The organism is Prosthecomicrobium sp. N25 (genome assembly GCF_037203705.1).
Taxonomy (GTDB): domain Bacteria; phylum Pseudomonadota; class Alphaproteobacteria; order Rhizobiales; family Ancalomicrobiaceae; genus Prosthecodimorpha.
Window position 1 is genome coordinate 93,384 of record NZ_JBBCAT010000005.1, and the last position, 20,320, is coordinate 113,703.

Annotated in this window: 17 protein-coding genes and 1 other RNA gene; 11 read left to right on the top strand and 7 right to left on the bottom strand. The window is 70.6% G+C overall.

Annotated features, from left to right (window positions below):
* Window positions 1-132: 132 nt before the first annotated feature.
* Window positions 133-1,404, bottom strand: coding sequence for an amidase (locus WBG79_RS24910; RefSeq protein ID WP_337359947.1), 1,272 nt, complete (start codon window positions 1,402-1,404; stop codon window positions 133-135).
* Window positions 1,405-1,423: 19 nt separating this feature from the next.
* Window positions 1,424-1,660, bottom strand: a complete 237-nt coding sequence (locus WBG79_RS24915) for a DUF2798 domain-containing protein (protein WP_337359948.1) — start codon at window positions 1,658-1,660, stop codon at window positions 1,424-1,426.
* Between the two features lie 181 nt (window positions 1,661-1,841).
* Here WBG79_RS24915 and WBG79_RS24920 point away from each other — a divergent pair, with 181 nt between their 5' ends.
* Both WBG79_RS24920 and WBG79_RS24925 read left to right on the top strand, forming a co-directional pair.
* A complete protein-coding gene (locus tag WBG79_RS24920) occupies window positions 1,842-2,618 on the top strand; it encodes an extensin-like domain-containing protein (RefSeq protein ID WP_337359949.1) in 777 nt (258 codons plus the stop codon).
* Between the two features lie 75 nt (window positions 2,619-2,693).
* Window positions 2,694-3,950, top strand: a complete 1,257-nt coding sequence (locus WBG79_RS24925) for an alanine racemase (protein ID WP_337359950.1) — start codon at window positions 2,694-2,696, stop codon at window positions 3,948-3,950.
* Window positions 3,951-3,983: 33 nt separating this feature from the next.
* Here the strand turns inward: WBG79_RS24925 and WBG79_RS24930 are convergent, their stop codons facing one another.
* The 5 genes from WBG79_RS24930 to WBG79_RS24950 form a co-directional block, all read right to left on the bottom strand.
* Window positions 3,984-6,386 (bottom strand): methyl-accepting chemotaxis protein, encoded by a 2,403-nt coding sequence (locus WBG79_RS24930; RefSeq protein ID WP_337359951.1) that lies wholly within the window; start codon window positions 6,384-6,386, stop codon window positions 3,984-3,986.
* 271 nt (window positions 6,387-6,657) lie between these two features.
* On the bottom strand, window positions 6,658-7,458 hold the full coding sequence (locus WBG79_RS24935) for an ABC transporter permease (protein ID WP_337359952.1): 801 nt from the start codon (window positions 7,456-7,458) through the stop codon (window positions 6,658-6,660).
* Window positions 7,455-8,495 carry an ABC transporter permease gene (locus WBG79_RS24940; protein ID WP_337359953.1) on the bottom strand — a complete coding sequence of 347 codons (1,041 nt, stop codon included), beginning with the start codon at window positions 8,493-8,495 and terminating at the stop codon, window positions 7,455-7,457. Before WBG79_RS24940 ends, WBG79_RS24935 begins: the two co-directional genes overlap by 4 nt.
* Complete coding sequence (locus WBG79_RS24945) at window positions 8,488-9,585, bottom strand: ABC transporter ATP-binding protein (protein WP_337360103.1); 1,098 nt, start codon at window positions 9,583-9,585, stop codon at window positions 8,488-8,490. The genes WBG79_RS24940 and WBG79_RS24945 overlap by 8 nt, the downstream gene beginning before the upstream one ends.
* 130 nt (window positions 9,586-9,715) lie before the next feature.
* On the bottom strand, window positions 9,716-10,834 hold the full coding sequence (locus WBG79_RS24950; protein WP_337359954.1) for an extracellular solute-binding protein: 1,119 nt from the start codon (window positions 10,832-10,834) through the stop codon (window positions 9,716-9,718).
* Window positions 10,835-11,024: 190 nt separating this feature from the next.
* Here WBG79_RS24950 and WBG79_RS24955 point away from each other — a divergent pair, with 190 nt between their 5' ends.
* The 9 genes from WBG79_RS24955 (at window position 11,025) to rnpB (ending at window position 20,302) form a co-directional block, all read left to right on the top strand.
* Window positions 11,025-12,557, top strand: a complete 1,533-nt coding sequence (locus WBG79_RS24955) for an alkaline phosphatase family protein (protein ID WP_337359955.1) — start codon at window positions 11,025-11,027, stop codon at window positions 12,555-12,557.
* Between the two features lie 67 nt (window positions 12,558-12,624).
* Entirely contained in the window at window positions 12,625-13,608 is a 984-nt protein-coding gene (locus tag WBG79_RS24960) for an aldo/keto reductase (protein WP_337359956.1), read from the top strand.
* A 4-nt stretch (window positions 13,609-13,612) separates the two neighbouring features.
* A complete protein-coding gene (locus WBG79_RS24965) occupies window positions 13,613-14,656 on the top strand; it encodes an imelysin family protein (RefSeq protein WP_337359957.1) in 1,044 nt (347 codons plus the stop codon).
* A 115-nt stretch (window positions 14,657-14,771) separates the two neighbouring features.
* Window positions 14,772-15,659 carry a cation diffusion facilitator family transporter gene (locus WBG79_RS24970; RefSeq protein WP_337359958.1) on the top strand — a complete coding sequence of 296 codons (888 nt, stop codon included), beginning with the start codon at window positions 14,772-14,774 and terminating at the stop codon, window positions 15,657-15,659.
* A 19-nt stretch (window positions 15,660-15,678) separates the two neighbouring features.
* A complete protein-coding gene (locus tag WBG79_RS24975) occupies window positions 15,679-16,383 on the top strand; it encodes a DnaJ family molecular chaperone (RefSeq protein WP_337359959.1) in 705 nt (234 codons plus the stop codon).
* A 31-nt stretch (window positions 16,384-16,414) separates the two neighbouring features.
* Window positions 16,415-17,278: a peptidoglycan recognition protein family protein gene (locus WBG79_RS24980; protein WP_337359960.1), complete on the top strand. Its 864-nt coding sequence runs from the start codon at window positions 16,415-16,417 to the stop codon at window positions 17,276-17,278.
* An 11-nt stretch (window positions 17,279-17,289) separates the two neighbouring features.
* Window positions 17,290-18,489: a lytic transglycosylase domain-containing protein gene (locus WBG79_RS24985; protein ID WP_337359961.1), complete on the top strand. Its 1,200-nt coding sequence runs from the start codon at window positions 17,290-17,292 to the stop codon at window positions 18,487-18,489.
* Between the two features lie 357 nt (window positions 18,490-18,846).
* Entirely contained in the window at window positions 18,847-19,860 is a 1,014-nt protein-coding gene (locus WBG79_RS24990) for a transglycosylase SLT domain-containing protein (RefSeq protein ID WP_337359962.1), read from the top strand.
* 60 nt (window positions 19,861-19,920) lie between these two features.
* An RNA gene (gene rnpB / locus WBG79_RS24995) (RNase P RNA component class A) lies at window positions 19,921-20,302 on the top strand.
* Window positions 20,303-20,320: the final 18 nt, after the last annotated feature.

Below are 20,320 nucleotides of genomic sequence, written 5' to 3' on the forward strand. Positions count from 1 at the left end.
CGCGACCGTGCCGTCCTCGTCGCCGGGAGAGCTTACGCCGATCGTAGCGGCGAAAAACCCCCGGACGGGGCCGGACCCGTTGTTCTTTCTGCCATGAGGCTCCCAGCATACCTTTGCGTCAAGGAGAAATCCTCAGGCCCCGAGCGCCGCCTCCAGGAAGCGTGCGGCCTCCAGGCAGGCCCTGTCGCGGCCGAAGGGCGCCACGACCTGAACCCCGAGCGGCAGACGGTCCGGGCTCGCGAGGCCGGGCACGTTGACGGCCGGCGTGCCCATCAGGGTCCAGACCCGGTTGAAGATGGACGTGCCGGTGGACCCGAGGCCCTCGGGGGCGGCGCCGGGAGCGGAGGGCGTGAGCAGCACGTCGACGTCGGAGAAGAGGTCGCGGAGCGCCAGGCGGGCCTGCCGGGCGGTGCGGCGGGCGCGGTCGTAGTCCTCCGGGCGCAGGGCGCGTCCGAGGTCGAGCGTCTCCCTCAGGATGGGGGAGAGGCGGGCGGCGTGGTGGTCGTGCTCCCAGGCGAGGGCCTGGGCGGCCTGGAAATCCTGGATCGTCTGGTGGGCCGCGAAGGCGTCCGCGAAGATGCCCGGAAGGTCGACGTCCACCACCCTGGCTCCGGCCTTCGCGGCCCTGCGCCCGGCTGCCTCGACGGCGTCGCGCATGGCGCCGGAGGCCTCGTGCCAGAGATGGCTGCGGGCGATGCCGAAGCGCGGTGCTCCGGGCGCGGCGCCGTCGACCCGGAGATCGCGGCCGGTCAGGTGGGCGGCGTAGAAGGCCACGTCGACCACCCCGGCGCCGAACAGCCCGACCGTGTCGAGCGACCAGGAGAAGGCCTTGATGCCGATGGTCGGGATCAGGCGGAACGAGGGCTTGTAGCCGGCGATCCCGCAGAAGGCGGCCGGGCGGATCACGGACCCGCCCGTCTGGGTGCCGAGGGCGAGCGGGACCAGCCCGGCGCCGACCGCCGCGGCCGATCCGGACGACGAGCCGCCGGGCGTGTGGTCGGGCCGCACGGGGTTGCGGGTCGGACCCGGGTGCAGGTAGGCGAACTCGGTCGTGACGGTCTTGCCGACCACGATCGCGCCGGCCCGGCGCGACAGGGCGACCACGGGGGCGTCGGCGGGCGGGCGGTGGCCGGCATAGACCGGGCTGCCCATCCCGGTCGGCAGGCCGGCCGCGTCGATGATGTCCTTCACCCCGAGGCAGAGCCCGGCGAGCGGTCCGGCGGCGGTGTCGGCCGCCCGGCGGGCCGCGTCGAAGTCGGTTTCGGCGAAGGCCTGGAGGAGCCCGTCGTGAGCCTCGATCGCCTCGATCGAGCGCTCGACGGCGGCGCGCGGGGTCAGGCGCCCGGCCTCGATGTCGGCGGCCAGCGCGAGGGCGGAGACGGGAGGCGGAAAGCGGCGGTCCATGGCGTCTCTCATGGCGGGGTCATGCTGCGGGGCGCTCGAGGCGGGCGACGATGTAGCGGGTGATGCGGCCGGCGATCGGCGCGGAGACGAAGGCCGCTAGGGTGGCCAGCGGGAAGGCGAGGGCCCAGGCCTGCATCCAGTGGAGCGGGAAGGCGGCGTCGACGCCGAGGTTGAAGGCGGTGATCACGCCCGACATGAAGAAGGACATGAAGAAGGCCATCGAGGCCGGGAAGATGTAGCGGGCCTTGCCTTGCATGGGACTCCTCGGAAAACCGGCGCCTCCGGTCTAGCCCCGGCGGGCCCGGCGGGCAACCGCGACGGCATCCGGCCGGGTCCGGGACCGCCGTTCCGGCAGGCTCTCCAAGCCCGCCCGCGACAACGACGGATTGCGATCGGCGTTAACGAGTCGTTTCCGGATCGGGCGCATCGTGGCCCGCATGTCGAAGAGAGCTCTCCGTATCGTGTCGCTCCTCGCCACGGCGCTCGTCGTCACGGGCTGCAGCGGCTTCTTCGGATCCTGGTTCGGGCCGCAGCGCGAGGCGTGGCGGTCGGAGGCGGAAAGCCGATGCCTGGCCTCGGGCCAGGTGCGGGTCACCGCCTATGTCCAGGCCATGACCGAATACGACGGTCCCGGCGCCTGCGGGGCCGACCGCCCGTTCCGCGTTTCGGCGTTCGGCGACGGCGCCGTCGGGGTGCGGCCCACCGCCAGCCTCAACTGCCCGATGACGGCCGCGCTCGACACCTGGATACAGCAGGTGGTCCAGCCGCAGGCGATGGCGACCGTCGGCCAGCCCGTGACCGAGATCAAGGTGCTGGCGTCCTATGGCTGCCGGCGGATCAACGGCCGGGCCTATGGCTCCATGTCCGAGCACGCCTACATGAACGCCCTCGACGTCGGCAGCTTCGTGTTCGCGGACGGGAGCGAGGCGAGCGTGCTGAAGGGCTATCGCGCCAACGGCTCGCCCGCCCAGGCCTTCCTGCAGGGGGTCGGGGCGGAGAGCTGCTCGATCTTCAACACGGTAATCGGGCCCGACGGCGACGCGCAGCACCAGGACCATTTCCACCTGGACCTCGCCCAGCGCCGGAGCGGAAAGTACTGCCGGGGCGCCCCGGCCGGGCACGGTGGCGCCATGTCGTATGCCGCGCCGGGCTTCGACCCGACGGTGCTCCTCGGCGTACACGACCACGGGCCCGACGACGTCCACGACGACTGACGGCGCGGGCGATCGCGCCTTTGAAGCGTCGTAAGCGGGCGCTAGGGTCGGGCTCCGAATCGACGAGGCCCCGTCATGCAACGTTTCGAAACCGGCCGCCAAGCAGCCCTGGCGCTTCGGCCGGACCATCCGGTCTACTGCTTCCGTCCGAGCGTGCTGGCGGCGGACACGCGGGCCTTCCTGCAGAACTTCCCCGGCAAGACCGCCTACGCGGTGAAGACGAACGGCGAGAGCTTCGTGCTCGCCACCGTCGCCAAGGCGGGCGTGACGGCCTTCGACGTGGCGTCCCCGGCCGAGTTCGCGGCGGCCCGGGAGGTCGCGCCGGCGGCCGAGCAGCTCTACATGCACCCCGTCAAGGCGCAGTCCGACATCCGGCTGGCGCTCGAGAGCTACGGCATCCGCACCCTCGCACTCGACCATCCGGACGAGTTCGAGAAGATCCACCGGGTGGTGCAGGCCTTCGACGTGGATCCGGGGGCGGTGTCCCTCTTCGTACGCATCGCCACGCGCGGCGCGGCCGCCTACGAGCTCTCCAAGAAGTTCGGCGCGGCTCCGAAGGAGGCGATCGAGCTCATGCAGCGGGTGCACCGGCAGGGCTACCGGGTCGGCATCTGCTTCCACGTCGGCAGCCAGGTCGAGGACGCGGACACCTACGGGTCCGCCATCGCGACCGCCGCGCAGGTGCGCGCCCAGGCGAAGGTGCCGCTCGTCGGGCTCGACGTGGGCGGCGGCTTTCCCGCTCCCTACGGGCGCGATCCCCGGGGCAGCCAGCGGCCGGTCCCGGACCCGGTCAGCCTCATCGGCGAGATCGGCCGCGACCTGGAGCGGCACGGCTTCACGGACCTGCCGATCGTGGCGGAACCCGGCCGGGTGATTGTGGCGCGCTCGCTGTCGGTGATCGTCCGGGTGATGCTCCGGGACGGCAAGCGGCTCTACATCAACGACGGGATCTGGGGGTCGCTGTCGGACTCCTGGACGGGACGGATCACGCTGCCGGCGCGGCTGATCCCGGACCCGGCCCGGCGGCGGCGGGCCGGCAAGGCCGGGGTGCTCGACGATTTCCGGATCTGCGGCGTGACCTGCGATTCCGTCGACATCCTGTCGCGGCCGTTCTGGCTCCCGGAGACCGTCGATACCGGCGACTTCATCGAGATCGGGCACATCGGCGCCTATTCCCTGTCGCTGCGCACCCGGTTCAACGGCTTCTACCCGGACCGTTTCGTCGAGGTCTCGCATCCCTTCGAGGACGACCGCGACGGGCTCGAAGGCTTCGCCAACGTGGAGACCTGGGGCGAAGTCGCGCCGGAGCCGCTCAGCGGACAGGACGGCTGAGGGACCGCACGCCGCCCGGGTCCGGTCCCCCGGTCAGGCGGCGCGCCGCAGCTCGGCGGTCCGGCGCAGGCCGGCCGAGGTCTGCTTCGTCCAGATGACGGTCGCGCCGAAGGTCGCGCCGTCGGGCAGGCGCACGGAGACCGGCGTGCCCTCCTTTAGGCCGGGAACCAGCGCGATGCGCAGGCCGGCCTCGCTCTCGTCGAGAATGCGGGTCTCGTAGTCGGCATTGCCGACGCGCACGGTCACCTTCTGGGAGGAGGGCCGGCGCATGGTGGACCGGCGGTCCTCCACGTCGCGGGAGACCTCGACCAGGAAACCCTCCACGGCGCCCGAGAGCTCGCGCGCGACCTCGGCCAGCCGGTCCGAGATGGCGGCGACCCGGATGGCCTCGCCGTTGGTCTCGGCGATCGCGCCGGAGACCCGGCCGACATTCTCGGCGACCACGGTGGAGCCGTCCGCCGCGCGTTGGACGCTCTTCGAGATCTCCTTGGTGGCGGCGTCCTGCTGTTCGACCGCGGCGGCGATCGAGGCGGTCAGGTGGTCGATCTCGCGGATGGTGGCGGTGATCTCCGCCAGCGCGTCGACGGTGCCGCGGGTCGAGGACTGGATCCCGTGGATCTGGGCCGCGATGTCGTTGGTGGCCTGGGCGGTCTGGCCGGCGAGGGTCTTCACCTCCTGGGCGACGATCGCGAAGCCGCGGCCGGCCTCGCCGGCGCGGGCGGCCTCGATGGTCGCGTTGAGGGCCAGGAGGTTGGTCTGGTCCGCGATGGCGCGGATGATCTCCACCACGGCGCCGATGCGCTGGGCGGCCTCGGCGAGCGCGCTCACCTCCGCGTCCGTGCGGCCGGCGACGCCCGAGGCGCGGCCGGCGACGCTGCTGGTTCGGGTCGCCTGGCCGGCGATCTCGCGGATGGAGGCGGAGAGTTCCTCGGTGGCGGCGGCGACCGCCTGGACGCTCTCGGAGGCTCCCGCGGAGGCGCGGTTGGCGTCCTCGGCCTGGCGGGTCGCCTGCTCGGCGACCCCGGTCACCACCTTGGCGCTCTGGCGCAGGGTCCCGGTCTCGGAATCCACCTTGGTCAGGACGCCGGCGATCAGGCTGCGGAAGCGCGCGATGATGGTCTCCAGATGGCTCTGGCGCATCATCTCCTTCTGGCGCTCGCCCTGGGCGAGTTCCTCGAGACGGCGGCGCTCGACGGCGTTCTCCTGGAACACCACCACGGCGCGCGTCATGTCGCCGATCTCGTCGTGGCGGTCGGCGCCCTTGAGCTCCACGTCCAGGTTTCCGTCGGCGAGCGCGGACATGCAGCCGACGAGACCCGAGATGGGCCGGCTCAGCGATAGGGCGACAAGGTAGCCGCCGGCCGCCGCGGCCGCGAAGAGGACGAGGGCGGCGAGGAGCATGGAGTTGCGCATGCCGGCGAGCGGGGCCTCGACCTCGTCGATGCCCTGGGCCGCGACGATGGCCCAGTTGGTGCCGTGATAAGTCATCGGCGCGGCGACCTGGACGAGGTCGAGCGTCCGGTAATCCTGCGTCTCCGCGACGCCCGGCTTGCCGGCCAGGGCGGCGCCGACGGCTGCGTTGTCGACGCGGGTCTTCAGAATGTCGTCCTCGGCGCTGAAACGGGAGTTGTTGCGCAGCAGCCGGTCGGAGCCGACGATCAGGGTCTCGCCGGTCGCGCCGAGGCCGATCGTGCCGCTCATGATGCGGTTGATGGCGTCGACCGGCATCTGGAAGGCGAAGACACCGACGGTCTCCCCGTTCACGACCACCGGTGTGGCGATGAAGGAGGCGGGGACGTCGTAGCTCGGGGCGTAGGCCTTGAAGTCGAAGAAGTGGACGGATCCGGTCTTGCCGGCGAGCGCAGCCCGGTAGGCGCGGCCGAGGTCGGTGTCGACCCAGGGCCCACCCTTGCCGGAGGCGAAGTTGGTCGAGAAGTCCTCCTCCTTGAAGCAGGTGTAGACGAGGTTGCCGTCCCGGTCGAAGAGGAAGATGTCGTAGTAGCCGCGGGCCTCCAGGAGCTGGCGGAACCAGGGGTGGTAGCGGGCATGCACGGCGTCGTAGCCGTCGCGGGCCGGGCCGTGGTCCAGCTTGTGCTTCTGGCCCGTCGGGTTCGGGTTGTCGTGGATGTAGGTCTTCTTGAGGGCGGCCGACGCGTCGCCCGGGATGGCCTTGAAGGCCTTCTCGAAATCCGCCAGGGCGGACGACACGGACGGGTTGGCGGCGAGCACGGTGAGGTCCTGCTCGATGGCGCCGAGATAGTCGGAGAGCTGGCCCTTGCGCTCCTCCGCGAGAGCGGTCAGGCGCTCCTCGGTGAGGGTCCTGACCTTGGCGGAGGCCGTCCAGTAGCTCGCGGCGCCGACCCCCATTCCGACCAGGAGCGCGAAGCCCACGACAGCGAGGGGGATCTTGTGACGAATCTTCAAGCGCAACGACATGGCCGCCTCCGGACTTGAGGCCGGATTGCAATCCAAAAAGATTGACCAAACGTCAATTGCGTAACGACCTGTGTCCTGCCTCGGGTGTCGCATGTGGACGCCCGATCTGAACGTCTGCATTTCTCTGAATAGAGCGCGCCAGGTTTGCGGAACCGCCGGTTGTATCGTCCGCCGCGGGGTCCTGGTCTCTGCCCTGCGCCCGGATGGACTACTTATACCAGGCGATGTGTCTCACGTTTTGGAAGAGGACTGGCGGCCCGCCCGGTCCCGGTCAGGCCTGCTTCAGCTCGCGCCGCCGCAGGGTGACGTAGACGGTCGCGGCGGTGACCGTCAGGGCGACGAAGACGACGCCGACCACGTTCACCACGGGCGACAGGCCGAAGCGGAGGCGCGAGCCGACCTCGGTGACGAGGGTCCAGTCGCCGCCGATGGCGAAGACGGTGGTGTTGTAGTTCTCGAAGGACTGCAGGAAGGCGATGGCGGCGGCCGTCACCGCGGTCGGCCTCAGGAAGGGAAAGAGGATCCGGCGCATCACCATGGCCTTGGACGCGCCGAGATCCAGGGCCGCCTCCTCCAGGGTCAGGTCGAAGCGCTCGAGGCGGGCCAGGAACATCAGCATGCAGTAGGAGGCGATGAAGCTCGACTGCGCGAAGGCGGCGAGCAGAAGGCCACCGGGCACGTCGAAGCGGCGCCAGAAGATCAGGGTCGACAGGCCGATGATCAGGCCGGGGACCAGGATGGGCGAAACCATCAGGGCATAGAGGAAACCGCCCGCCCGGCTGCGCAGGCGGTGCAGGATCAGCGCGCCGGCCAATCCGAACGGGAGCGACAGGGCGATCACCCCGAGCGCGATCACGATCGAGTTGACCAGCCCCTGGATGAGGCGCTCGTCATGGAAGAGCGCGGGGAACCAGGAGAGCGTGAAGCCCTTCCACTGCGTCACGGACGGGTACGGGTAGGCGTTGAAGGCGGCCAGCGACATGACCGCGAGGGGGGCGAACAGGTAGACCAGGAAGAGCCCCACGTAGAGGTTGAGCACGATCCGGCTGGCGCGGCCCTCGGAGCGGGTCATCGGGCGATGTCCTTCAGGCGGACGCGGAAGAGGGCCATCATGAGGAACACGAAGACCATGCAGGCGACGAGCAGCGAGAAGGCGTAGGCGGCGCCGATGTTCCAGTTGTTGGCTTCGAAGAACTGGCGATAGATCAGCTGGCTGAACCAGTCGCCGCCCTGTCCGCGGGTCATGATCTGGGGCACCGAATAGGATCCGGCGGAGAGCATGAAGGTCATGATGCAGCCGACCGCGATGCCGGGCTTGGCGTGCGGCACGATCACCCGCGCGTGGATGCGCGGCACGCTGGCGCCGAGGTCGCGGGCGGCCTCGATCTGGTTGCGGTCGAGCGTCTCCAGCGTGTTGTAGATCGGGAAGACCATGAAGAGCACGTAGGCGTAGACCATCGCCAGGAAGACCGCCACCGGGCTCTCCAGGAAGGGGATCCACCGCCGCTCGGCGAGGTTCGTGACGCCGAACCATTCCAGGACGCCGTTGATCACCCCCTGGTAGTCGAGGATCATCAGCCAGGCGTAGATGCGCAGGAGTTCGTTGAGCGCATAGGGAATGACGAGCGCGAGCAGCAGGAGGGTTGCGCGGAGGCCCGTCGATGCCAGGGCGGCGATATAGGCCACGGGATAGCAGACCATCAGGGAGAGGACGGTCACCAGGAAGGCGTAGCCGATCGTCTTCAGGAAGACCGCGACGTGGACGTCCGACATGCGGGTGTAGTTCTGCAGGCCGTAGACCTTGTCGGGTGACTTCTCGCGCGCCTCGAGCGCCGCGATCTCGGCGGTCAGGCGCTGGATCTTCACATCGAGCGCGATGCGCTTCTCCGCGTCCGTCTCGCGCTGGTAGTCGAACTTCAGCGTCGAGAGCTGGTTGTAGTCCCGGTCGATCTGGACCGACAGGTCGACCGTGCCCCGTTCCAGCGACCAGAGCGACTGCTCCAGCATCATGGCCTGCGGGGCCGCCACGAAGCCGATCGTCCAGACGGCGACGAGCAGCCAGAGGATCGCGGTGATGCCGGGGCCGTAGGCCTTGACGAGGTTACGCATCCCCGGCCGCTCCCAGGTCGCCGGGATCGGGAAACACGAGAGCGTCCTCGATCCGAAAGCCGATGCCGTGCACGGAGGCCAGGATGGCGGAGCGCAGCCCGAAGTTCGGCACCTGCATCACCATCGGGGCCGACCCGACCTCGAATTCGTAGAGGACCATGGGGCCCTCCATGGTGCGCAGGCGCAGGCTGCCCTCGAAGCGGTTCGGCGGGGCAATGTCGTCCGCGAAGCCGATCCGTTCCGGGCGCACCATCACGATGGCCCGGTCGCCCGGGGCCAGCCGGCCGACCGGAGTGCCGCGCACGGGGCCGATCTCGGTGTCGACCTGCACCTCGGCGGCGGAGCCGGCGGTCACCCGCCCCCGGTAGGCGTTCTGCTCGCCGACGAAGCCGGCCGCGAAGGGGGTGGTGGGGTGGGCGTAGAGGCGATCGGGGGTGTCGACCTGCTCGATGCGGCCGGCGTTCATCACGGCCACGCGGTCCGACATGGCGAGGGCCTCGCCCTGGTCGTGGGTGATGTACACGAAGGTGACGCCGGTGCGCCGCTGGATGGTCTTCAGCTCCGCGCGCATGTGCTGGCGGAGTTTCAGGTCGAGGGCCGAGAGGGGCTCGTCCAGCAGCAGCACCGCCGGCTCGACGGCGAGCGCGCGGGCCACCGCGACGCGCTGGCGCTGGCCGCCGGAGAGCTGGCCGGGCATGCGGTCCGCGAAGCCGTCGAGGGCGACCAGCGCGAGCAACTCCTCGGCCCGCCTGCGGCGCTCGGCGCGGCCGACGCCGCGGGCCTCCAGCCCGAAGGCGACGTTGTCGGCGACGCTCATGAGCGGGAAGAGCGCGAGGTTCTGGAAGATCAGCGCGGTCGGCCGCTGGTTGGGGCCGAGGTCGGTCATGTCGCTGCCGCCGATCAGGACCCGGCCCTCGGTGGGCGAGAGGAAGCCGGAGAGGATCCGCAGGAGCGTGGTCTTACCGCAGCCAGAGGGGCCGAGGATCGAGAAGAACTCGCCGGCCTTGACCTCCAGGTCGGTGGGATGGACGGCCTGGAAAGTCCCGAAGCGCATGGAGACGCCCCTCAGGCGGATGTCGCGGCCGTGCATCGCCATGCGGGTTCCTCGGGGAGCAGGGTGCGGTCGTGCGGCCGGGCGCCGCGGTCGGGCGGGGGGCCGTCCGGCGCGGCATCGGCCGAGGCGGCCCGGGTGGCACGGCGGCCACCCGGGCGCCCGGTGGTCAGGCGTTGGTGAGCTTCTCGACGTATTCGCCGCGGAGCTTGCCGAAGAACGGAGTCTGGATCGGCCACCACCAGAGATTGTCGATCGTCCCGGGCGCATAGGCCATCTCGAAGGCCGCCTTGGCGTCGGCGTCCAGGAACTTCTCGGCGCCGGCCGCGCAGGTGTTGTAGCCGGTGGAGTTGGCGAAGACCGCGCCGACCTCGGGCGAGAAGAGGTAGTTGATGAAGGCGTAGGCCTGCTCGACGTTGGCCGCGCCCGCGGGGATGCCGAGCGTGTCGGTCCAGGCGAGGCCGCCCTCCTTGGGCATGCCGTACTTCCACTTCTTGTCGGTCTTGCGGTTCAGCAGGATCCCGGTGGTGTCCCAGGTCTGGCCGATGACGCAGCCCGCGTCCGTGAAGGCGGCGGTCGCCTCGTTGGCGTTGTTCCAGTAGGCTCCGAAGTTCTTCTTCTTGGAGACCGCGAACTTCAGGCAGGCCTCGAACACGCGCTTGGAGTCCTCCTCGGACTTGTACATGTCCATGGCGCGGTCGGTCTTCAGCTGCCCGGTCGCGTCCAGGTAGATCGCGATCGAGGTGAAGATCGACTTCTGGCGCAGCGCCACCTTCTTGTCGAGACCGTCGGCCCAGAGGTCGCCGTAGGAGAGTTCGCCGGACTTCTTCGGGAACTTGGTGGAATCGTACGTGATCGCCTCGGTGCCCCAGTCGAAGGGGATCAGGTAGCGCTTGCCGCGGTAGGCCGCGCCGAGCGAGAGCGAGTTGCGATAGATGGACGGCACCACGGAGGAGACGGCGAACTTCTTCTCGTCGATCTCCTGGAGGAGATTGTCCTTGTAGTAGTTCGGGCCGGTGTCGACAGACGGGAAGATCAGGTCGAAGCCCTTGCCGCCGGCGGCGCGCAGCTTGTTCTCGACTTCCTCGTTCGAGCCGAACGTCGACAGGTTGACCTTGATGCCGGTCTTCTTCTCGAAGTCGGCCGGGATGGTGTTCTTGTCGAAGTAGTCGCCCCAGGCATAGACGTTGACGGAGCCCGAAGTGGCGAGTGCATCGTGGGCGCGGAGCACGGCCGGCATGGCGACGGCGGCGGCGCTGGCCTTCAAGAGCGTACGGCGATTGAGCATGATCGGTCTCCCTCCACAGCGGTTGCCCGCGGCGCGACACAGGGCCGCCTTCGATCACGGGGCGCGGCAGCCGGTAGCAGCCGGGCATGAACACCCCGTGACGGGCTTGCTGAGACGATAGAATCGTAGCAGCGTCCACTCAAGGAACCTGTTGGAAATCGACACGAAAAGTTCGGAGCTCGATCCATAAATGTTGAATGTATTGTTCATTACAGCCGACCAGTGGCGGGCCGATTGCCTCGGCGCCGCGGGCCACCCCGTCGTCCGAACGCCCAACCTGGATCGGATCGCCGCCGAGGGCGTGCGCTTCGCGCGGCACTACGGCCAGGCCTCGCCCTGCGCCCCGGCGCGCGCGTGCCTCTATACCGGCCTCTACCAAATGACCAACCGGGTGGTGCGCAACGGCTCGCCGCTCGACGCCCGCCACTTGACGCTCGCCCAGGCGGTTCGGGCGCTCGGCTACGACCCGACGCTGTTCGGCTACACGGACACGGGCGTCGACCCGCGCACGACCTCGCCAGCCGATCCGTGGCTGAAGACCTACGAGGGCATCCTGCCGGGCATGTCGGTGCGCGCCCACCTGCCCGAATACCCGGGACCCTGGCTCTCCTGGCTGAAGGCGCGCGGTGTGGACGTGCCGGAGAACTGGCAGCATGTCTACATGCCCGCGGACGGCGTTCCGGCGCTCCGGGGCAAGGCGCCGCGCTACGGCGTGGAGGAGACGCAGACGGCGTTCCTGGTCGGCGAGTTCGAGCGCTGGGTGTCGGAGCAGCGGGAGCCCTGGTTCTGCCACCTCTCGTTCCTCATGCCGCACCCGCCCTTCGTGGTGCCGGAGCCCTATTGCTCGATGTACGACCCGGCGGACGGGCCCGCCTTCACCCGATCGAGCGAGGAGGCGGAGGCCGCGAAGCACCCCTACCTGCGCTTCGTCCAGGACCGGCAGAGCAAGAACCGGCAGGTCTACGGCCCGCCCGGTCCGGTGACGGACGGCTCGGAGGCCGATGCGCGCGAGATTCGCGCGACCTACTGGGGCATGGTGAGCGAGGTCGACGCGCAGATCGGCCGGGTCCGGAGCATCCTGGAGGCGCGCGGCGAGTGGGACCGGACGATCGTGATCGTCACGTCCGATCACGGCGAGATGCTCGGCGACCATCACCTCTGGGGCAAGCTCGGCTTCTACGACCAGAGCTACGCCATCCCGCTCGTCATCCGCGACCCGCGCGCAACCGCGTCCCGCGGCCGTGTCGTGGAGGCCTTCACGGAGGCGGTGGACGTGATGCCGACCATCCTCGACCTCGTCGGGGGCCCGGTGCCCGGCCATCTCGACGGACTTTCGCTGAAGCCGTTCCTGGACGGCGCGGAGCCCGCGGCGTGGCGGACCGAGGCGCACTGGGAGTACGATTTCCGGGACATCTCGGGCGGCAAGACCCAGGCGGCGCTCGGCCTCGACCTCGACGATTGCGGCCTCGCGGTGATCCGCGACCGGCGCTTCAAGTACGTCCACTTCTCCGGGCTGCCGCCGCTCCTCTTCGATCTCGAACGGGATCCCGCCGAGCATGTCGACCGCTCGGCCGACCCAGACTACGCCCAGACCCGCATCGCCTATGCCGAGAAGATGCTCCGCTGGCGCGCCCGCCATCTCGACCGGCGTCTCAGCGGGATCGAACTGACGGCGCAGGGACCGGTCGACGGGCGGGCGGGGGGAGCAGCGACGCAACCCTGATCCCGCGGGTCAGGTGTTCACAGGCGGCCCTGGTCCGGGCTAAGCTTCGGCCGGACAAGGAGTTCGCATGCTCTACACTCGTCTCGGCCGGACCGGCCTGGAAGTCTCGCGTCTGTGCCTCGGCTGCATGACCTACGGCGACCCGACCTGGCGCGGGTGGAACTGGGTCCTGCGCGAGCCGGAGAGCCGTCCCTTCATCGTCAAGGCGCTGGAGAGCGGCATCAACTTCTTCGACACGGCCGACTACTACAGCGCGGGCGAGAGCGAGAAGATCGTCGGGCGGGCGCTCTGGGACTTCGCCCGGCGGCACGAGGTCGTGCTCGCCACCAAGGTCTGCCTGCCGATGAGCGAGAAGCCCAACGCCAAGGGCCTGTCGCGCAAGCACATCATGGAGGGCATCGACGCCAGCCTGCGGCGGCTCGGCACCGACTATGTCGACCTCTACCAGATCCACCGCTTCGACTACGGCACGCCCATCGAGGAAACGCTCGAAGCGCTGAACGACGTCGTCAAGGCCGGCAAGGCGCTCTACATCGGCGCCTCGTCCATGTGGGCGCGGCAATTCGTCAAGATGGTGATGACCCAGCGGGCGAACGGCTGGGCCGAGTTCGTCTCCATGCAGAACTTCTACAACCTCGCCTACCGGGAGGAGGAGCGGGAGATCATCCCCTTCTGCCGGGAGGAGGGGATCGGCCTCATCCCGTGGTCGCCGCTCGCGCGCGGGTTCCTGGCCGGCAACCGGCCGCGGGACGGGGAGGCCTCGACGCGCGCGAAGGTCGACACGCTGGCGCAGGGCTATTTCGGCAGCGAGCAGGACTACCGGGTCAAGGACCGGCTCGACGCGGTCGCGGGGCGGCTCGGGCTGAAGCCGAGCGTGCTGGCGCTCGCCTGGGTGCTGTCCCGTCCGGGGATCACGGCCCCGATCATCGGGGCGAGCAAGATGGGGCATCTCGACGACGCCCTGGCGGCGCTGGACGTGACCCTCGACGCGGAGACGATCGCAGCGCTGGAGGAGCCCTACGCCCCCCGCGCCCCGCAGGGCCACCAGTGAGGCGATGAATACGTCCCGGGCGGTGCTCGTCCGGCTCCTCGGTGGCGTCGGGCTCATGGTGGCGCTCGCGCTTCCGGCCGCGACTGCGGCGGCGGGGGAGGCGGAGACGGCCGAGGAGGTGTTGCAGTATTTCGTCGTGCCCCGGACCGAAGCCCTGGCGCGGGCCGCCGCGCTGCAGGCGGAGGCTTGGCCGGCCTTCTGCGCCGCGCCCTCGCAGGCCTGGGCGGCCGAGGTCCGGCGCCGCTTCGCCGAGGTGGTCGAGGCCTGGGCGGCGGTGGAGGTCGTGCGCTTCGGGCCGGTGGCGGAGGCCTCTCGGCACGAGCGGCTGAATTTCCACCCGGAGCGCCGCAACGCCACCGGACGGGCGGTCGCGGGCCTCCTCGCCGGGGCCGAGCGGGCTATGCCGGACCGGGGGACCGTCGCGCAGGCGAGCGTCGCCGGGCAGGGGCTCGGTGCCCTCGAACGGATCCTGCACGACCCGGAGGCCGCCGGGATGGCGGAGGGCACGCCGGCCGGCCGTCGGCGCTGTGCAGTCGGGGCCGCGATCGCGGCCGCTGTCGCCGCCACCGCACGCGAGACGGCCGAGGGATGGGGACACGGCGATCCGTCGACCCGGCTCGGGCCGCGCGAGGTCCTGGTCCGGTCCTTGACGGATCTCGTCACCTTCTACCGCGGGCTCGTCGAAGTCCGCATCAAGCCGGTCGTCGGCGACGCGCCCGGGGCGGGGGACCACCGCGCGGCCGCGTTCTGGCGGGCCGGCCTCGCCGACCGCACGACGGCCGTGAACCTGGCGGCCGGGGAGGCGCTGGCGTCGATCCTGGCTTCCGGCCATCTGGAGGCGGAAGCCGCGCTGCGGCATGCGGCGGCGGCGCGGGAGGTGGCGGACGGGTTGGAGGCGCCGCTCGCCGAGCTCGCCGCGGACCCGGCCCGCCGGCATCGGGCCTTGATGTTGTTCGCCGCGGTTCGCGATGCCCACAACCGCCTACTGGAGGTGCTGCCGGAGGCTCTCGGGGTGACGGTCGGGTTCAACTCGCTGGACGGCGACTGAGGCGGCTGCGGGTCCGCCGCTACTCGTTCGCATGCGCAAAGATAGCGATTGAATTCCAGCCCGCGTCCTGCGATCTCGGGCCCGCCTTTCAAGACGGGGTTTCGGGGTTCGCCGCATGACCATGACCGGCAAGATTGCGATCGGCAGCATCCTGGTCGGCCTGGCCGTGCTCGGGCTGAAGTTCCTCGCCTACTGGTGGACGGGGAGCATCGCGCTCTATTCGGACGCCCTGGAGAGCATCATCAACGTGGTCGCCGCGGTGGCGGCCTTCGCGGCCGTGTCGCTGAGCGCCAAGCCGGCGGACCGGGACCATCCCTACGGCCACCACAAGGTGGAGTATTTCGCCGCGGTTCTCGAGGGGGCGCTGATCCTCTTGGCGGCCGTCTCGATCTTCCGGGAGGCCTGGCTCGGCTATCTCAATCCCCGGCCGCTCGAGGCGGACTGGCGCGGACTCGCCGTCAACGCCCTGGCGAGCGTCATCAACGCGACCTGGTGCTGGATCCTGATCGGCTACGGGCGGCGCCACCGGTCGCCGGCGCTGGTGGCGGACGGCAAGCACCTGTTCACGGACGTCGTCTCGTCGATCGGCGTTCTGGCCGGCGTGATCCTGGCGATCGCGACGGGCTGGTCGGTGCTCGACCCGCTGCTCGCCGCCCTCGTCGCCGTCAACATCCTGTGGTCCGGCTGGCAGCTGGTCATGGAGTCGGTCGGCGGGCTCATGGACGCCGCCGCCTCGCCGGACATCGTCGAGAAGATCCGCAAGGCCGTTTCGCTGCAGGGGGAGGGTGCGATCGAGGCCCACGACCTCAGGACGCGGCATGCCGGCCGGGTGACCTTCGTCGACTTCCATCTGGTGGTGCCGGGGACCATGACGGTGGCGGTCGCCCACGAGATCTGCGACCGCATCGAGGACGCCATCGAGGCGGACGTGCCGGATTCGGTGGTGACCATCCACATCGAGCCCGAGGAAAAGGCCAAGCACCAGGGCATCGTGGTGCTCTGAGGCGGCGGGAGGGCGCGTCATGACGATGTGGGAGGCGCTCAGGGAGGTGGTCGTCGCGCTCGGCCAGGCGACCGGGATCGGATCCCTCGCCGACCGCATCGCCGCGCTCCTGCGCGGCTGGGGGGCGGCCGGCCGGCCGGTCGCCTTCACGGTCGCCATCATCGCGCTCTCGGCCAAGATGGCGAAGGCGGACGGTGTGGTCTCGTTCGACGAGGTCGAGGCGTTCCGGCGGGTGGTCGAGATCCCCCCGGGCGAGGAGGCCAACGTGCACCGGCTGTTCGACCTCGCCAAGGGGGACGTCGCCGGCTTCGAGGCCTATGCGGCACGCATCGCAGAACTCGGCGACAAGGACCCGATCTTCCTCGCCGACGTCCTCGACGGGCTCTTCCACATCGCCACCGCCGACGCCTACGTGCATCACCTGGAGGTCGCCTATCTCGAGCGCGTGGCGGACATCTTCGGCTTCGACCGCGCCGCCTACGAGCGGATCGCGCGGCGGCACGTGCGGCTCTCCGGCGGGCCCGATCCCTACGGCATCCTGGGGCTCGCCCGGGAAGCCTCCGACGAGGAGGTGAAGCGCCGCTACCGGCGGCTCGTGGCGGAGAACCACCCCGACCGGCACTTCGCCAAGGGGCTGCCGCCGGAGGCGATCCAGCTCCTCAACGACCGGCTGCAGGAGCTCAACAACGCTTACGCAACCATACGCTCGGAACGGGGGATGTGATTCCCGGCGCTAATGGTTTATTAAGGCGTCGATGAACGCCGAGCTCACGCCCCCGCTCGAGCGCCCGGATTCGGGCCTCGTCCAGGACCTCCGTCCGTCGCCGAACCACGGCGAGCGGAAGGGCGGGCGTCGCGCCGACATGCTCGTCCTGCACTATACGGGGATGCCCGCCGGTCGTGGCATGACGATGGCGGAGCGGGCGATCCGCTGGCTCGCCACGCCGGAAAGCCAGGTTTCCTGCCATTATGTCGTCGCCGAGGATGGCCGCGTCACCCAGATGGTGGCGGAGGACCGCCGCGCCTGGCACGCCGGTGTCGCCTCCTGGGCCGGTGAGCGTGACGTCAACTCCTGCTCGATCGGCATCGAGATCGCGCATGCGGGCCATCCCTGGGACCTCTCCCGGATGCCCGACCGGGTCGAGGGCGAGCCGGTGCCGGAGCATCCGGGCTACCTGCCCTTCCCGGACCGGCAAGTCGCCGCCGTGGAGGCGCTGGCGCGGGACATCGTCTTTCGCAACGGCATCCCGGCCGAGCGCGTGCTGGCCCATTCCGACGTGGCGCCGGCGCGCAAGCGCGATCCGGGCGAGCTTTTCCCGTGGGCGCGGCTGGCGCGCGCTGGGGTGGGTGCCTGGGTGGAGCCGGAGCCGGTCGGCGGCGGGCGCTTCCTGGCCCGAGGCGAGACCGGCGAGCCGATCGCGGCGCTGCAGGCGATGTTCGCCCTGATGGGCTACGGGCTCGAGATCACGGGCGTCTACGACGAGGCGCTCGAGCAGATCGTTTCCGCGTTCCAGCGCCACTGGCGCCCGGCGCGGGTCGACGGGGTCGCGGATCAATCGACCATAACGACGCTGCACCGGCTGCTCACGCAGGCCCGGTCGGCGGCCGCGGCGGCCTGAGGGAGGAAGCGATGGCGGGTCAGTACGATCGTGTCCAGGCCGTTCAATTGCCGCCCCTCGCGCGGGCGCCGGCCCGACGATCCCCCGCCCTCCCGTCCTTCCGCCTGCCGGACATCCGCGTCGTCGCGGCGCTCGCCGCCGCCGGTCTCGGCCTCGTCGGCGGCGCCGTGGCGGTCGCCGAGCTCGGCCGTGCGCCCGCGAATGCCGCCCGCAAGCCGGGCCTGCCGGTCACCACCATCCGCTTCGACGCGTCGGACCTGCGCGGCGGGATCGCGCCCGCCAGGGCGTCGGCCGACGCGGCGCTGCCGCCGGCCGGCCTGTTCCAGACCGTCGCCGCCGAGGCAGCCCCGAGTGCCGGGCGCGGCCCGGAGCCGCTGCAATTCGCCGCGCTGGGGGCCCGGTTCGAGTCCGCCTTCACGGTCTTCGACACGGTCTCGCGCCAGGGGCTCGCGCCCGCGGCCGAGGCGCTGATCCCGCGCCCCGCTGCGCCCGCGGTGGCGGCCGTGCCGGTTTCGCCGGCCGACCAGCGCATGCTCGCCGTGGCGCGCCCGAAGCCGAAGCCGTCGCCGCTCGCCGCTCCCGTGCAGGCCGCCGCCGCACCGACGCCGGTCGCCTCGGTCCCGGCCGCCAAGGCGGGCGGGGCGGGGGCGCCCCTGGTGGTGGCTTCGCTGGAGATCCCGACGACCAACATCGGCAGGCCGGGCGCGCCCGCGCAGGCCGCCCCGATCCTGGCCGACGAGCCCCGCAAGATGCCGAAGGGGGCCGGGCCGTTCCTGGAGATCGTCCGGCGCGAGGCGAAGCGGCACAACGTGCCGCTCTGGGTCGCGCTCGGGGTGATCTGGGTGGAGAGCAAGTTCGATCCCAACCTGCGCGGCTCGCACGGGGTCCTGGGGCTCATGCAGGTGATGCCCTCGACGGCGCGCTACCTCGGCTTCAAGGGCACGAACGAGGAGCTCCTGAAGCCCGACGTGAACGTGCAGTGGGGCATGCTGGAGCTCGCCAAGGATCTCCGCTACGCCGAGGGCAACCTGTGCCTGGCGGTCGCCAAGTACAAGGGCGGCTTCATGACCAAGACCATCAATGCCGGCGCCCAGCGCTATTGCGACCAGCTCCGGGCGGTCACGGGCATGGACAACGTCGCGATGGTGCCGGTGCCCGGCGGCTCCGGGCCCGGCGCGGTCAAGACGGCGCGGCAGGGAACCGTCCGCTAGCCTCCACGGGACGCGCCCCGCGAGGGATCGCTCCGCGCCCTCGATCGCGCCCTTTGCGCTGCCGGACCGGCCGATGGCCCGCGCAGACCCGGTCGAACGCGAGAGCGGGCGGGTGTGGTCTTTGCTCGACGACCTTCGAGTGCTCCTGCGACATACTGACGGCGCTTGAATCAATTCGAGGCCGCCCTGTCGTACTCGAAAGATCTTCCGACAGCATATCCTCCGGACGACTTGCCCGATTTGAGCCACATTGAAGCGGTTGATTGCCCAAAATCGCCCCAATGGTTTCGCGCTCATGAACCATTCGGGATCTGATGTGTCGCCATCGTAAGAACGACAATGAGGGGACACTCGGACATGTTCACGCCCGTCAAGCTGGGGCTCATCGCCACCGCGACCGTGGCCGCGGCCGTGCCCGCCTCCATCGCGTATGTGAAGATGTCGGACGACGCGCCGGCCGGCCGGACGGCCCCGGTCGTCACCACCACCATTCCGGCGACCCAGATCAGGCCGGCCGACCCTGCCGAGCCGGTGCCGGGGCCGACGGGCGCGGGTCCGCAGGCGTGGACCGGGCCGGCGCCGGTCCCGTCCCAGCCGCCAGTGGCGACCGCGCCGCAGCCGAGTGCCGAGGAGGTCGTCGCGCGCGTGTCAGCGAGCTTCGAGACGCTGGCGCTGGCGGCCGGGGCGAAGCGGCCGGGACCGGAGGCGATGCCGGCGCCGGGATTGCCGGTCGTGGTCGGCGGCCGGATGGTGCTGCCGCCGGTGCCGGCCGCGGACGGCCGCATCGCGCCCGACCTGCCGCCCGGTGTGCCGCGGGAGCCGCCCGTGCCGGCCGCGGAGGCCGCCCCCGATCCAATCGTCACCGCCGCCATGGCGCCTGTGCAGGACCAGCCGGAGGGCGCGACGCCTCTCGACGTCGCCGCCTTGCCCGTCCCGAAGCCGGCGCCGCGCGAGGACAAGCAGGTGGCCGTCGCCGGCGATGTCTTCGCGAAGTCGGTCGACGAGTACCGGCAGATGGTCGCCCGCGAGGCGGAGGCGCAGAAGATCCCGCCGAAGCTCGCCGCGGCCATCGTGGAGGTGGAGAGCGGCTACGATCCGAAGCGCAAGGGCGATGACGGAAAGGTCGGGCTCACGCAGATCAACGTCAGGATCGCGCGCCAGTTCGGCTACAAGGGCAGCGAGAAGGATCTCGCCGACCCGGAGACCAATCTGCGCTGGGGCCTGAAGTATCTCGCCGGCGCGCACCGCAAGGCGGGAGGCGACGTCTGCCGGACGGCCATGAAGTTCCAGAGCGGCCATCCGGCCGAGAAGCCGACGGCGGCCAACCGGGCCTATTGCGACAAGGTCAAGCAGGCGATGGCCTCGCTCTGAGACGGGCTCGCGCCGGCTGGCGGGTTGACCGCGCGGCCCCCATGTGAAAGGACGGCGGCGCCAGTCGGCCGGACGGCCGCTCTTCCGCGAGGAGGGGAGGAAAGTCCGGGCTCCATGGAACAACGGTGCCGGCTAACGGCCGGCGGGGGCGACCCCAGGGACAGTGCCACAGAGATCGAACCGCCGCGGGTGCGCCCGCGGCAAGGGTGAAAAGGTGCGGTAAGAGCGCACCGCGGGACCGGCAACGGGACCGGCATGGCAAACCCCACCGGGAGCAAGACCAAATAGGGGCGACGCGGAGGCTTCGGCCTCCAGCTGGTTCCGAGCCAGTCGCCCGGGTCGGTCGCGCGAGGCGTGCGGCAACGCACGTCCCAGATGAATGGCCGTCGCGCCGGGGGCGACCCCGGCCTTACAGAACCCGGCTTACAGGCCGGCTGGCGCCTCTTCTCCTGCCGTCGAG